Below are 14,181 nucleotides of genomic sequence, written 5' to 3' on the forward strand. Positions count from 1 at the left end.
TTCTTCTTAATTCTTTACACCTTCTTTAACGGCATCAAACAACTCTTGCTTTAACATATTATATTGTGGGGCATACATATGAACCACATCAAAAAGCATTACCCCTCCCGACGTTCTTGATAGAATGTACTTTATGGCTTTACTGATTTCTTGCTTATTTGCATAATTCACATTGCCGACATCAATACTTCCATAAATCGGTGCTTTTTTCTTTGTGATATAGTCTATTCCATTGAGCGACCCTTCAATACTCCACCAATGGTATTTCAAGCTTGCTGTCGCAGGATTATCAGCTAAACGAATTTGCGTAAAGTAGTTTCCAGTCATCAACATATCTAGCTCTTCAAAATAACCTGTAGCACCGTAGCCTGGATACGCCCAGTCGAAACGCAAATCAAAATCTTGAAAAGGATCGTAATCCTTGCTCGCCCAATTCACTCCCACTTGATAATAAGTCGTATACCAAGCTCCTACATATGCACCAAACTTTACATCCGGTTTCACTGATTTAACAGCTTGTCGAGCCTTCTTAACAAACTCCTGGATGACACTGGTTCTATAAACCAGCCATTGCTTGTAATACTTACCTGTTGTGTTTGGTAATAGTTGACCAGACTGTTCCTTCCAAGAACTCACGATATCTGTTGGAAAGTTCATCTTTTCCGCTTGCGTATCGTTATATTTTTCCTTCATGAAGGTAATAAACTGCTGTTTACTATAGTCTGAGAAATCAGCATTGATATCCGTATAACGAGCGTAGTCTAGCATAAGTCCATCAAGGTCGAATTTACCTGCGATTTCCTTAATCATATTGAGTACTCTATCTTGGACTTCCGGTTGTGCGGGATTGACAAATATATTCTTACCCGTTTCCGAAATTCTTCCTAGCTGCCCCTGCGTGTTTTTTACAACGATAGACTCATATTTTTCTTTAAAATCCGCATTGTCAAACGCATGCCCGATTCTTCTACTGCCGTCTCCCTCGACGAAGGTAACAATAGACAGATACGCTTTCATTTCACGTTTTTTAGCTTCTGCAATCACGAATTCAACATAGTCCGTGGGCTTGGTTTTCCCGTCTAAACTTGTAAATTCTTTGGCATATGTACTATTGTACATCGTATAACCCGAACTCGGTTTAACATCGATAACCAATCCCGTTACACCACAATCCTTTAGGATATCCAGTATTTTGATGATCTCCTCTTTACTATTGAACTTGCCGTAAGTACCAAATACATTCGATCTAGCGTCGACCCATACTAAGACTTGCTTGCCGGTTTCATTGATTGGAGGTGTCTCAGGATCTGGTTTTTCTATCGGAGTTTCTCCGCCAGAATCCTTGGAACAAGAACCAAAAGCAACGATTGCTAAGGCTGCGAATATTGATTTCCATTTCATATTTCAATTCCTTTAAATTAGCAGCAATGTGCTCATTGCTGCTAATAGCTAAATAATCCGTTCTCTTATAAATCCACACAGTCATACTGAACACCAACTACATAACCGTTAGTGAACATAAAGTATAAGTATAGATAGAATCCATTGTCCGATACAGCCATAATGACATCACCTGTACCATTTGCATTTGCTGGTTGGACTGTCCCGCTACGACCGTAGGTACCTTTAGGCGCTGCCCAAACTAAACCAGGCGTTGTTGCCAAAGATGGATTCCCTGAAAATCCTCCCTCAGTATCAATCAAGAAAACCTGATCCGCAGATCCCCAATCAAAACTGTTAATATGGTTGTAAGCAACATATTTACCATTATTGAAATTGATAAAGTCTACTGAGTTTGCGATAAAGTTTGGCTCTAGTCTTTCCAGATTAGCAGCAACTGAATTTGTTACTCCATTGAAACGCGCTAGTCTATTGTCCGAATAACCTACACCGTAGTATTCGTTTGTTGGATCTAATGGATTTGTATAAATGATATCGATATTATTATTCGACCATTGGTAATCACTTATCGTTACAATGGTAGGCGTATTGGATACCAACGCACCGTTGGTTACTTGCCAACGAGCAAAGGTTTTATCCCCTTCGCCGTGGAACGGCGCAGTAATCAGTGCATTCTTCGTTACATCACCGATAATGGAAACCCTTCTTCCTAACTTTTTACCAGCGGCGTCCCATTCGATATAAGGCACCAATGGAGCATCTACAGATGTCGCTCTATACAATTTGAATATATTGCCGTCGTTAGGAACCAGATTGTTTAAGAAGAAATTACCAGCATCGTCAGACGTGTTATTAAAGTTCTTTAAACCTCCTTTTTTATCGCCTAGCTCTATTGCTCCCATCTTCTCTCCTGTAAAGGCATTGATGTAAAGCGAGTTTTCACCTCGTGTATTCAATACCAAATGCTTACCCACAACCGCTAAACTATTGGTCATATTATTCACGGTAATCCCTAAATCAGCGTTTAGTTTTTTCGCGAACATAATCTTAGCACTGTTTGCACGAATTCCTTTTGGAAGCTTCACAGCATCAACAGCTTTTAGACTATATGTACGCTTGGCATCGCCAGCAGAAGTAACCGTAAATGGCAGATCAGTAGCTAAATTAATTGTCGATCCATTCGTAATGGAACCCTGTGCGTGTTTGTTTAATGAATAAGTAAGTTTTGGATTCACCATCTGCGTACCTGGAACAATAGAGAAATTCACTACATTTCCAACAATGATTGCATCGACTTCTTGAGGAACTCCTGTCTGATCTTCAAAATTAATGCTCGCTCTAACGATGTCTGTATTACCTTTTTTGTTGGCAACAATCACATATTGCTTAGAAGACCCATCTCCAGCAATCACTGAAATATTGATAGGATTCGTTAAATCCGAAATACCTTCTAATGACGGTTCAATACGCGAATCCACCGGAATAGAAGCCTTTAAAAGAACCTTCGACAAGTCAACCTCATCGTCCGAATTAATCGGATAATAGTAATCAATATTTACGTAGACAGTATCATTACTAATACGGCTATTGAATAATCTTTCGCGTCCAGAGCCCTCTAATGTTGCATAAAAATCCGCAATTTCAGACTTATCGTTCGGCTCCACATAATCTGGCTTTTGACAAGAACCGAATGTTACGGCTAATAATAGGCCTGCCAGTGTATATTTTATAATCTTTTTCATAATTTTTATTGGTTAAAGATTACCAACCTTGAATTTGTGTTAAACCTAAATTGACTTGAACCTCACCCTCGGGAATTGGTAAATAATATAATTTCCCCGTGAAACTACGGTCAGAAGCGTCTGCTGGAACAACTTCGTAAGTAAAGCCCGCCCCATCTGGTGTAGGCTTATGCCCCGTCATTTTCTTGCCATTAAGTTCAATATGCGCCTTTCTCCAGCGGCGTAAGTCCCAAAAACGGTGACCTTCAAAAGCCAATTCTACGGTGCGCTCATGCTCTATCACTTCCATCGCTTTAGCAAGGTTTGGCAGCGAAGCTGCCGGTAAGCCGCGCTTTTCACGCAAGGCTGTTAAAGCGGTCGATGCCGCAGCGAATTCACCCAATTGTGCTTTCGCTTCCGCTAAGTTTAAGTATACCTCAGCAAAACGAAGCTCGATCCAACTTTGCGTACTCTTGTTAACAACAAATGTGGTATTGTTAGGATCCAACATTTTTCTCGCATAATATCCTGTAACCGTCCTTTTCGGATCTCCCTGTTGACCAAATGGAATGAAACCTTCATTCACATCGGCGATGCTTGTATTGATAGTTCTACCCTTCCAAGTAGCACCATTATAAAGGATACTCGCATAGAAACGCGGCTCACGGTTTTCATAAGGAGCTGCCGCATGTGCAGGATTATCCCATGAAAACTTACTTCCATCCTTCATTTCAAATTCATCCACTAATTCCGCAGTCGGAACACCATAAACCAAGGTGTTGCCTAAGGCGTCTTTTGGCGGAGCATATCCTAAATCATATTGATGCGTAACTGTTGGAGCTACGAAATCAACACGAAGAATCGCCTCTTTTGTGTTTTTATTCGTAAAAATAGATTGAAAGTTGGCATCAAGCTCGTACAATCCCAAATCAATAGTCGCTTGCGCAGCTTGAGCAGATTTAGTGAAATATGCGTTTGCTTTCGCTTGATTTATCCCTGTTAAAGGGTCTGAATTAAATTGCTTCTTATCATTCTTTGCAATTGACCCAGCGAATAATGCCGCACGCGATTGTAATGCATACGCTGCTCCTTTTCCGGCGCGTCCGCTCTTGTTAGTATTCGGTAAATTTGCTGCAGCGAAATCCAGATCTTCAATTATGAAATCATAAACCGCCTCTTCACTAGACCGTGGATTATCCTTCGTAGCATATTGCTCGATATCATTAAAAATGATGACAGATCCGTGTAGTTTCGCTAACCAGAAATAAGCATACGCCCTGATGAAACGTGCTTCTGCTTCATATCTAACCTTGTCTTCATCGCTTAATTGCGACTTTGTCTTTAGGCCGCCAATAAATTCGTTTACACGACGAATTCTATCATACCCTGAGCCCCAATAGTTCAATCCTACACTCGCAGGCGAAAACTGATTTGCATTCGATATCAAGATATTGACCGTACCATTACCCGGAGTATTAGAAGTAAACTTCATACCATCCGCTAAGGCGTCCATCGCATTATCATAACCTAAATTGGGAAACAAGCCGAACTGGAACTTTTTCACTTCCGCATACATTCCATTGATGTATAACTCAATGGTCGAAGGATCCGCCCAAATATTTTCCTCAACATATCTATCTTGTGGGATGACGTCAATACTACAGCTATTCATACTTATGAATGCCGAAGAAAACATTGCCATCGCGCTATATTTTAATACTTTTAAATTTCTCATGATCAATGATTAAAAAGTGACGTTAAGACCAAATGAATAAATCCGTTGTTGTGGATAGAAACCATTGTTTACATTTGGCATCTCTGGATCTAAATATTTCAAATAATCCCAAGTAAATAAATTGGATCCTGTTACGAACAAACGAACATTTTCGATCTTCGCTCTCTCAGTTAATGTCTTCGGCAAAGTATAACCTAACTGCACCGACTTCAAGCGTAAGTAATCTCCTTTACGAATCCATGCCGAGTTCTTGTTGGCATTATGTGCTGACATACCTGTTGCTTTATAAGAGCTTAAACGTGGAAATTCCGCGTTTGGATTATCTGGTGTCCAAGAGTTCTCTACCAAGAAGTAAGGTGAGTTACCAAAGCCGTAGAATGTTCTAGTGAATGGTGTATTATCATCAACACCGGTCGTACCGGAAGAACCTTCATATGTTCCCGCTAGGGTCACATCCGCCAAAGCCGCACCTTGGAATAAAGCTGACAAATCAAAACCTTTATATGCCATATCGATGTTCAATCCGAATGTTAATTCAGGTACATTTGAACGACCGATGAAAGTCATATCCTCTGCACGTGTCAAACGACCATCGCCGTTCAAGTCTCTAAACTTGAATGAACCTGGAGCAATAATGCCAGAGCTTGGAGACATCGCGTTGTTCGCTTCCTCCCAAGTTTGAATCATTCCGTCAACAACAAAACCTGTCTTTTCGCCAACAGAACGGCCAATTACGCTTAAATAAGAAGGCGTACCATCTGGTTCCTGATATTTTAGGTATCTATTTTTCGACCAGTTAATATTACCAGTCAGCCCTAAACGGAAGTCGCCATAGGTATCATTATATTTAATCTGTGCGTCAAATCCGCGGTTATCCATTTCACCAATATTCGCCAAACTTGGATAATAACCTCCAATAGACGCAGGATATAAACTTCCAACGCTTCCTAAGATCCCCGTTGTATGACGGTAAAACCATTCGAAATCAAAGCCAAGCTTGTTATCTAAGAAGAAAGATTCAAAGCCCACGTTGAACATGGTTGACTCTTCCCATTTCAACGATGGATTTGGAATATTCGAAGTGTAAATAGCAGTCACCGGTTTCCCGTCAATCACGACAACAGGCGCTGTATTTTGAACGAATGTTGCTAAATAAGGAAATGTTCCTACCTGTGCACGGTCATTACCGGATTTACCATAAGAGGTTTTCAACTTCAAATAATTGATTCCCTTAAAGTCTGCAAAAAAGTCTTCATTAGAAACAACCCAACCTAAACCTACGCCTGGAAAAGATTTCCATCGATTCTCGGGTGAGAAGTTGGCAGATGCATCCCAACGTGCTGCTGCTTCTAACAAGTACTTACTCTTATAGGCGTAGTTGACACGTGCTACCATACCTGCGCGAGCTTGCTCCGCATCTGAGGAACCTGTCGGCATCACATAATCTAAAGGATCTTTCGACCCGTAGTTAATCTCTTGGATGATATCAATTGGGAAGTTAGCAGCCCCTGTGGAGAATAAGTTCCCCTTTTGGCCAGAGAATTCATATAGTGCTAAAACCGATAGGTTATGATCCGTAGCAATCACTTTATCATAGTTCATGCTCGCCTGAAGTGTCTTTCTATAATCGGCAGAGTAACTTTGACGCAATGTGCTTTTTGTGATACCTGGTAAAGTTGAAAGTGCTACATAATCTCCAGTAACCTGATCTCTCCCACGCCCCATTGTTTCATATGGAGTTAACCAAGTTTTGCTTTCCTGATTAGAATAATCGTATGCCGCCTGAACTTTCGCCTGTAATCCTTCAACACCAGGAACGCGTAGAGTAATATTCGCTTGCCCTTGGAACACATTCCCATTATATTTTTGATAACCCGAACGCTCCACAGCTGCTAATGGATTCACATAACCAGCATTGGAGTTGTACGAAGTTGGCAAACCATTCGGCGCGTACATCGGCATATTTGGCAAAGTACGGACCGCTTGATAGAATGGATTCATATAAGCTGTATTATCAGGAGAAATACCCGGCGTATTAGTAATTTGATTACGCAAGCCAACATTCAATCCCACAGATAAATAGTCTGTTAAGCGACTGTTTAAGTTCGTACGTACGTTGTAACGTTTAAAGTTTGTATTAGCGACAACACCATCTTGATCCATATGGTTAATTGCCGCGAAGTATTGTGTATTTGAATTTCCGCCGGTAATAGTCGCAGAATGATGCTGTGATTGTGAATTGTTGTCTACCAACATGCCGATCCAATCTGTATTTCCAAATAAAGGATTGGTATTCGTACCGTTACGAACGGCATCGATTAAATCTTGCGAGTAAACTAGCGCCGCAGGTGCTTGCCCTGTATTAATTAAGAAATCATTATCTACCTCAATACCCTTGTTGTACCATGTCATATAATCTGGTCCATCCAGGAATTCCGGAAAGCGTGTATTTTGTCCGATGCTGTAAGAAAAATCATAGGATACTTTCGCAGGCGACTCTCTACCAGATTTAGTCTTAACGATGATGATACCGTTCGCTGCCTGCACACCGTATGCAGCAGTTGCAACCGCATCTTTTAATACCGAAATGGATTCAATTTCATTGGGATCTAAATAAGCTAAGGTCGAAGAAGGTCTTTCCACATCATCAATGATAACTAATGGACTTCTATTAGAACCATAGGTTCCTATACCCCGAACATAAAGCGACGATCCGTCAGCTCCCGGACGACCCGACTGCTGTACAGCCGTTAATCCTGGCAAGCGTCCCGCCAAGGTGTTGGTAATATTTTGCGTTGGAGTACGCTTCAGTTCATCTCCTTTAATTTGAGCAACTGACCCTACCATCGTACCTTTCTTTTGCGTTCCGTAAGCAACAACCATCACCTCTTCTAATGCATTATCCTCTGAAGACAAGGTAATGTTGTTGTTCGTCGCGTTATTGACTAACACCTCTCTCGACTGATAGCCAAGAAACTGAACTTGAAGGGTAACTGGTAAAGCATCAACTTGAACCTCAAAAGATCCCCGTTCGTCAGACATCACTGTTTGACTCTTACCTTTTACTTTCACAGTAGCTCCGGCAATCGGAGCGTTCTGTTCATCTTTGATCAAACCGCGAACGATAGACTGCGCATAGGAAGCAGCCGTTTGCATCAGTAAGAACATCAAACAGAACATCTTAAAAATCAAAGATTTACTCTTTTTTAGATGATTCATAATTTAATTAACTAGTTTATTAAAATTGTTTGTTTTTCAAATTCCCTGCATAGTCAATCTCTTGATCGAACAGGTTTAAGACCTTATCTAAAATCACCGCTACGGCTCTTCTATTCAGCTTGCTAGTATTGTCGACGACGTCCATACCCTCTTCTTTCAGCATACTTCGAAGTGATTCCTCCGAAACATCCTTCTTCACATAATTCAACATCGTACGCATCGCAGTTAGATCAAGACTTTCTCCTGACGCATCCCAGTTATTGTTCAATGCTGGAAAATAGCTGCGAAGACCCTGCATCAATTCATACTGACTCACCTCGCGTTCAGGATAAAACCAGGTTTGGTTAGCCCATTTGTATGGCACTCCCGTACCTTTTAGAAGTCCCGTTGCTCCAATTTTTTGTAGAATCTTAAATTGAGGATCCGAAGATGGCACATCGATGTAAGGCATGATATAAGCTTTATGATCTAATAATGCAGCTTGTACATCTCTAATAGAAACTTCTGAAGGCTGCTTTCCCTGTTTCACGGACACTGCTGCTAGAGCTCCCGACGCCTGACCGATTCCCAACACTACAGGCTGCAAACGCGTCGCACCGTTCACGATATTACTGACACCAATGCTTTTCTCCGAAACAATCAACCCATCGTAATCAGCTGGAACTAAGGAGCCCATAGGAACATTATAGGACGGGACGCGGATCTTAACGAAATCTATCTCCGGCGCATTTCCGTATTTATAATGATGATGGTCGATCGTGTAATCACCCACAGCAATTCCGGTCTTATAATAGGCTTCTTCTGTTTCAAATGGCGACATGATATGTTGAAGTGCAAAGAGGGATTTCGCTTTCAATCTTCTAGACTCGCGATGATAGGGAATCATTGGAAAGCCGTCTTTCGTTGGATACTCATCATACGCGATGCCTAGGTGTTTAAAGCCAAGCTCGTTCTGAATATAATAGACAAAGCGCAATGTCATTTGCTTTGCTTCTTCCAACATTTTAGCGCGTTCTACTGGACTTTTTTCGATTATATTAAGGTAAATATCATTACCCTTTTTAGGCCAATTAATCATGAACTTATTATTCGGCAAGGCGCTGTAAGAAAGCATTTTATAGCAATCGTTATTATCTTTTAAGTGCGTTGCGGGATCAGACACATCACAACATCCTGCAAATTCTGATGGATCGTAGTTTTTAGGCTTCTTGATGGTTTTGTTAGCTCCTTTTCCAAAATCCTTCAACGTAATTACATAAGTCAAATCCTGAACGATATCATTGCCTTCTGCCAATGCAAAGCTTTCTTTTGTTAAGGTTTGGCTATCCATACCCAAGTAATAGGGAACCTTCAAAGCCGCCATTACATCCCCTAGCTCTGTAGCATCAATTAATACTTTTGCCTCCACTTTGGTCGACTTACCATTGATTGGTTTAACATCCATGACCCACCCATTTGCGGTTTTGCTTAGGTTGGCCCACTGTGTTTCAAATAGCACTTGAATGTTAGGCTCTTGCGCAACCATCTCTTGAAGAATCTTGTTTCCAATTGATGGCTCGAAAAGGGTATTACTAACCCATCCCGTTTCTACAGCTTCTGCTCCACCGTAATGCTGATATAACTTCTCCCTAAATTCTCCCCATAAGCCGGAAGGCATTTTGTGATTACCATCGATTGCTGATACGCCCGCTGATGTCAACATACCGCCTAGCCAAACAGTTTCCTCTACAACAACAGACTTCACCCCCAAGCGCGACGCTTGAATCGCGGCCATCGTGCCACTGGCACCACCTCCGATAATCAAAACATCTGTCTTTATCTGTGAAAAAAGTTGCGAATTGGACAAGAAAAGAATAAAGCACAATAAGTAAATCTTCTTCATATAGGGTTTGTTGTCTTAACTATGCGGGATTAAATTGCGCCCACATAATTAGGTAGATCATATAGTAGGTTCTATTACGGCAACTAAATTATAAATAAAAACAACAATGACCAATATATTTTTAAAATAATTTAAAAACACATCGGTCATTATTATATTTTATACAAATAGGTAGCACAGCAACTATTTAATGGATTCTATCTCTTCCTTTTCGTCCGGCTTACGCAGTGGTACTAACCAACTGACGATAAATGCAGGAATCGTCGCGATTAACACCCAAATAAAAAACTCTTTATATCCTAGATGATCACTCAAATAACCACTGATCATCGATGGAATCATAAAGCCTAAGTTCATTAAGCCACTACCAAACGCATAATGTGCCATCTTATATTTACCGGGAGCAATGTTCTGCATCATAAATAAAATCAATCCTACAAATCCAAATCCATATCCAAAATATTCCACAATGACTGCTCCTGCGATTAGATAAAGGTCAGTCGGCATTGCGATGGCCAGAAATGCGTAGGCTCCAAACGGTATATTGAAAAATGCGCAAAGCACCAATAACGTCTTTCGATTCAATCCATATTTTGCAATATAATTACCAGCAAGAATGGACCCTAAGACGAAAGCAATCGCACCGAAAACACCATACAACAATCCAATTTCGGAAGTGCTTAGGCCCAATCCCCCCTCCTCGCGCGAGGCCTTAAAAAACAGTGGAATAATCTTAATTGCCTGGCCTTCAGCAAATCGATAAAAAACGATGAATGCTAAGCTAAACCAGATATATTTCTTCTGAAAGAAAGAAATAATTACATCTTTTAAAGTAGAAAACCCCTCCTTTAGCGAGCTCGTTTCAGCTGCCGGCTGTCCCGATGGAATAGCGCGCATATTATAAATCCCCAAAAGAATCATGATCAAACCATAAGCGAACATCACAATCATCCAGGCATTAACAACGCCTATATTCTTTTCCAATTGCCCGGCAAGATATACTAATGCTCCTCCGGAAAACACTTTCGCAATATTATAAAAAGCTCCTTGCCAGCCTACGTATTTAGCTTGCTGCGTCGCACTCAATTCATTCAGATACACGCCATCGGCCGCCGTATCATGCGTTGCCCCACTAATGGCGATGATGGCTAAAATTCCGATCGAGATACTGAAAAAGGCATCTAACTGTAAGGAGATCCCAACTAACCCAAACAACAAACCAGTTAAAATCTGTGTCACAAAAACGAAAAACTTCTTGGTCTTATACAACTCTAAGAAAGGACCCCAAAGCGGTTTTAAAGTCCAAGGCATCATGATTAAGGATGTCCAAAAAGCGATTTTACTATCGGAAACCTCTAGGTTTTTATACATTAAGGTAGCGGCTGTCGATAAGGCAACAAAAGGCAATCCCATAGCGAACCAGGTCGAGGGAATCCAAGTCAATGGATGCACTTCTTTGTTGTTGAGTTGTTCTTTCACGTTAGTGTAATTAAGGTTTTCGATATTTTTGGTATATTATGCAATCATTTTAATACGTAGAGCTGATTTTAAGCTATATTTATTTAAATGATTTTCATGGGTAGATGTTTTATGCCCGTAGTTCATAAAATCATCCAATTATATTAAAAAAATATTAAAACCTAAAACTTGTTTTTAAAATTATTTAATAATATCAATATTTTTACTAATATCGCAGTGTATTACGATTACCCTATAATAACAGCTAGGTAAATAAACATGACCTTAAATTTTCTAAACGAAAGACAACTCGGCGCCAATTCTGGTGTAGCATATAAAAACATTAGGCTAAAAAAGCAGATCTTGTCTTATTTCGCCCAGAATGAAACGGCTACCATTGCTGAATTGAGCAAAGAGTTCAATGTAAGTATTCCGAAGATAAACGAGTGCGTTACGGAACTCATAAACGATCAGTTAGTTAAAGATTACGGAAAGACATCGGCAAGCGTTGGTAGAAAACCGAACTCCTATGGACTGGTTGCTAATGCTGCTTATTTCATCGGTGTGCAGGTAGGAACGGAAAACCTCAGTATTGCCATGATCAACTTGAAGAAAGATTTGGTCGCAAAAAAGGAGGATATCCCCTTTCAATTAGAAAACAACGAGGAATCTTTGCAGGTTATCTGTGACAACATAACGGAGTTCATCGATAAGCAACCCGTCAACAAAGAGCATATTTTAGGCATAGGTATCAACCTATCGGGACGAATCAATTATCGTACAGGCTATTCCTATAGTTATTTCAATTTCTATGAAGACCCGCTGTCGACCTATTTCGAAAAAGCATTGGGTATCCCTTCATACCTAGAAAATGATACAAAAGCGCTTTCCTATGCCGAATTCTCTAGCGGAATCTTGGGAACCGAAAAAGATGCGCTATATATCAATATAGACAACGGAATTGGTCTAGGTATTATGATCAACGGACAATTGTATTATGGTAAATCCGGATTCTCCGGTGAGTTTGGTCACATCCCAATCTTTGACAACGAGATCATCTGTAAGTGCGGAAAGAAAGGCTGTTTAGAAACTGAAGCTTCAGGCCGTGCGCTACGCAAGAAAATCATAGAAGAAATCAATGCAGGAGCGACAAGCACGCTAACGAAGAAATTTAGCAACATAGAGGATATCCGATTGAACGATATTATCCTTGCAGCTAAAAAAGATGATAATCTTGCTATCGAATCCATAAATTATATAGGGGATAAATTAGGTCGTGGAATCGCGTCGCTAATCAATATATTCAATCCGGAATTGATTATCATTGGCGGCTCACTTGCTAAGTCGGGGGAATATTTAAGCCTCCCGGTAAAAAATGCCATCAACAAGTATTCACTTTCCATTGTAAACAGAGACACCAAAATTACCCTGTCGTCCAACGGTGAGAAATTAGCGGCCTACGGAGCCTGCTTATTATTACGCGACAGATTGCTGGAAATAACAGAGTAATACAGCATTTATGAAAAAAATCTACCTAAGCTTATTAGCAGTAGCCTGCTATGTGGGCAGTATTGCCCAAGAAACTACAGTTTTCAAATCTGGCGAAGATGGATATGCCAGCTATCGCATTCCTGCCATCATAAAGAATAAGAATGGCGACTTGATGGCTGTTGCCGAAGGCCGCGTAGACCATGCCGGCGACTACGGAAACGTCGATATCGTTTGCAAAATCAGTAAAGATCAAGGGAAAACCTGGGGTGCGTTGCTGAAAATTGTGGATTATGAGAACCTACAAGCCGGCAACCCTGCTGTTGTGGTCGATCTGTTAGACCCTAACTTTAAGAATGGCCGTATTTTTCTATTCTATAACACCGGAAACAACCATGAGGGTGAAGTACGAAAAGGAAAAGGACTGAGAGAAAACTGGTACATCAGTTCAATCGATGGCGGCATAACATGGTCGGAAGCAATCAATATCACCGCTTCAACGCACCGTCCAAAACAGCCTGAAATCAACTCTGCCTATAACTTCAAGGAAGATTGGCGAACCTATGCGAACACTCCAGGACATGCATTCCAATTCGTCAGCGGTCCGAACAAAGGAAGGATATACATCGCTGCAAATCATAGCGCCGGAGCACCTGATCCACAAGGAAAAGACTGGAATGCACATGCCTTCTACTCCGACGATCATGGAAAAACATTTCAACTGAGCGAAAACATTCCATATGCCGGATCAAACGAATCCATGGCCGCTCAGGTAGACGAAAACGAAGTCTATATGAGCTCCAGAAATCAACAGCTCAACCCAAAGTTGCGCATCGTATCACGATCTATAGACGGAGGAAGAACATGGGAGTCATCAGTCACCGACCCCAACCTTCCAGACCCAATCAACCAAGCATCGGTGCTGTCCTGGAAAAAAGGTAAAAACTTTATCCTCGCTCATCTCAATGCTGCTGATCAAACGCGACGTAATAACCTAACCCTGCGACTATCCAAAGACAAAGGCAAGACTTGGTATTTCAATAAAACCATCGCCAAAGCACCGGAAAACATAAAAGGCGATTATTCCGCCTATTCAGATCTCGTATTGATTAATAAAAATCAAATCGGAATTCTATACGAAAAGAATAACTACAAAGAGATAGTCTTCGTCAAGCAAGATATTAAATAAGCTACCCACACATTTAAATAAGATTTTAATAAGAGGCTGTCTAAAAAGGTCTCTTAAAGAAAGAACCCCGTCATTAAAAAATGGCGGG

General features: G+C 40.8%; 8 protein-coding genes. 2 read left to right on the forward strand and 6 right to left on the reverse strand.

Annotated features, from left to right (window positions below; translation table 11 throughout):
* Nucleotides 1-6: 6 nt before the first annotated feature.
* The 6 genes from B2400_RS00890 to B2400_RS00915 form a co-directional block, all read right to left on the reverse strand.
* A complete protein-coding gene (locus tag B2400_RS00890) occupies nucleotides 7-1,401 on the reverse strand; it encodes a family 10 glycosylhydrolase (RefSeq protein WP_286651359.1) in 1,395 nt (464 codons plus the stop codon).
* A 65-nt stretch (nucleotides 1,402-1,466) separates the two neighbouring features.
* Complete coding sequence (locus B2400_RS00895; protein WP_286651358.1) at nucleotides 1,467-3,143, reverse strand: DUF5018 domain-containing protein; 1,677 nt, start codon at nucleotides 3,141-3,143, stop codon at nucleotides 1,467-1,469.
* 19 nt (nucleotides 3,144-3,162) lie between these two features.
* Nucleotides 3,163-4,857 carry a RagB/SusD family nutrient uptake outer membrane protein gene (locus B2400_RS00900; RefSeq protein ID WP_286651357.1) on the reverse strand — a complete coding sequence of 565 codons (1,695 nt, stop codon included), beginning with the start codon at nucleotides 4,855-4,857 and terminating at the stop codon, nucleotides 3,163-3,165.
* A 9-nt stretch (nucleotides 4,858-4,866) separates the two neighbouring features.
* Nucleotides 4,867-8,076 (reverse strand): SusC/RagA family TonB-linked outer membrane protein, encoded by a 3,210-nt coding sequence (locus B2400_RS00905; RefSeq protein WP_286651356.1) that lies wholly within the window; start codon nucleotides 8,074-8,076, stop codon nucleotides 4,867-4,869.
* 19 nt (nucleotides 8,077-8,095) lie between these two features.
* The gene (locus B2400_RS00910) at nucleotides 8,096-9,958 is read right to left on the reverse strand and encodes an FAD-dependent oxidoreductase (protein ID WP_293930215.1); all 1,863 of its coding nucleotides are present in this window, start codon (nucleotides 9,956-9,958) and stop codon (nucleotides 8,096-8,098) included.
* A 183-nt stretch (nucleotides 9,959-10,141) separates the two neighbouring features.
* Nucleotides 10,142-11,437, reverse strand: coding sequence for an MFS transporter (locus B2400_RS00915; RefSeq protein WP_286651354.1), 1,296 nt, complete (start codon nucleotides 11,435-11,437; stop codon nucleotides 10,142-10,144).
* Between the two features lie 258 nt (nucleotides 11,438-11,695).
* Here B2400_RS00915 and B2400_RS00920 point away from each other — a divergent pair, with 258 nt between their 5' ends.
* Nucleotides 11,696-12,925, forward strand: a complete 1,230-nt coding sequence (locus B2400_RS00920; RefSeq protein WP_293930216.1) for an ROK family transcriptional regulator — start codon at nucleotides 11,696-11,698, stop codon at nucleotides 12,923-12,925.
* A 10-nt stretch (nucleotides 12,926-12,935) separates the two neighbouring features.
* Entirely contained in the window at nucleotides 12,936-14,093 is a 1,158-nt protein-coding gene (locus B2400_RS00925; protein ID WP_286651352.1) for a sialidase family protein, read from the forward strand.
* Nucleotides 14,094-14,181: the final 88 nt, after the last annotated feature.

Source organism: Sphingobacterium sp. UBA6645 (genome assembly GCF_002455685.1).
In the GTDB taxonomy this organism is placed as follows: Bacteria; Bacteroidota; Bacteroidia; order Sphingobacteriales; family Sphingobacteriaceae; genus Sphingobacterium; species Sphingobacterium hotanense.

Coding starts and splice junctions, on each gene's coding strand:
- B2400_RS00890 (WP_286651359.1), bottom strand. CDS start 1,401: ATGAAATGGAAATCAATATTCGCAGCCTTAGCAATCGTTGCTTTTGGT.
- B2400_RS00925 (WP_286651352.1), top strand. CDS start 12,936: ATGAAAAAAATCTACCTAAGCTTATTAGCAGTAGCCTGCTATGTGGGC.
- B2400_RS00905 (WP_286651356.1), bottom strand. CDS start 8,076: ATGAATCATCTAAAAAAGAGTAAATCTTTGATTTTTAAGATGTTCTGT.
- B2400_RS00895 (WP_286651358.1), bottom strand. CDS start 3,143: ATGAAAAAGATTATAAAATATACACTGGCAGGCCTATTATTAGCCGTA.
- B2400_RS00900 (WP_286651357.1), bottom strand. CDS start 4,857: ATGAGAAATTTAAAAGTATTAAAATATAGCGCGATGGCAATGTTTTCT.
- B2400_RS00920 (WP_293930216.1), top strand. CDS start 11,696: ATGACCTTAAATTTTCTAAACGAAAGACAACTCGGCGCCAATTCTGGT.
- B2400_RS00910 (WP_293930215.1), bottom strand. CDS start 9,958: ATGAAGAAGATTTACTTATTGTGCTTTATTCTTTTCTTGTCCAATTCG.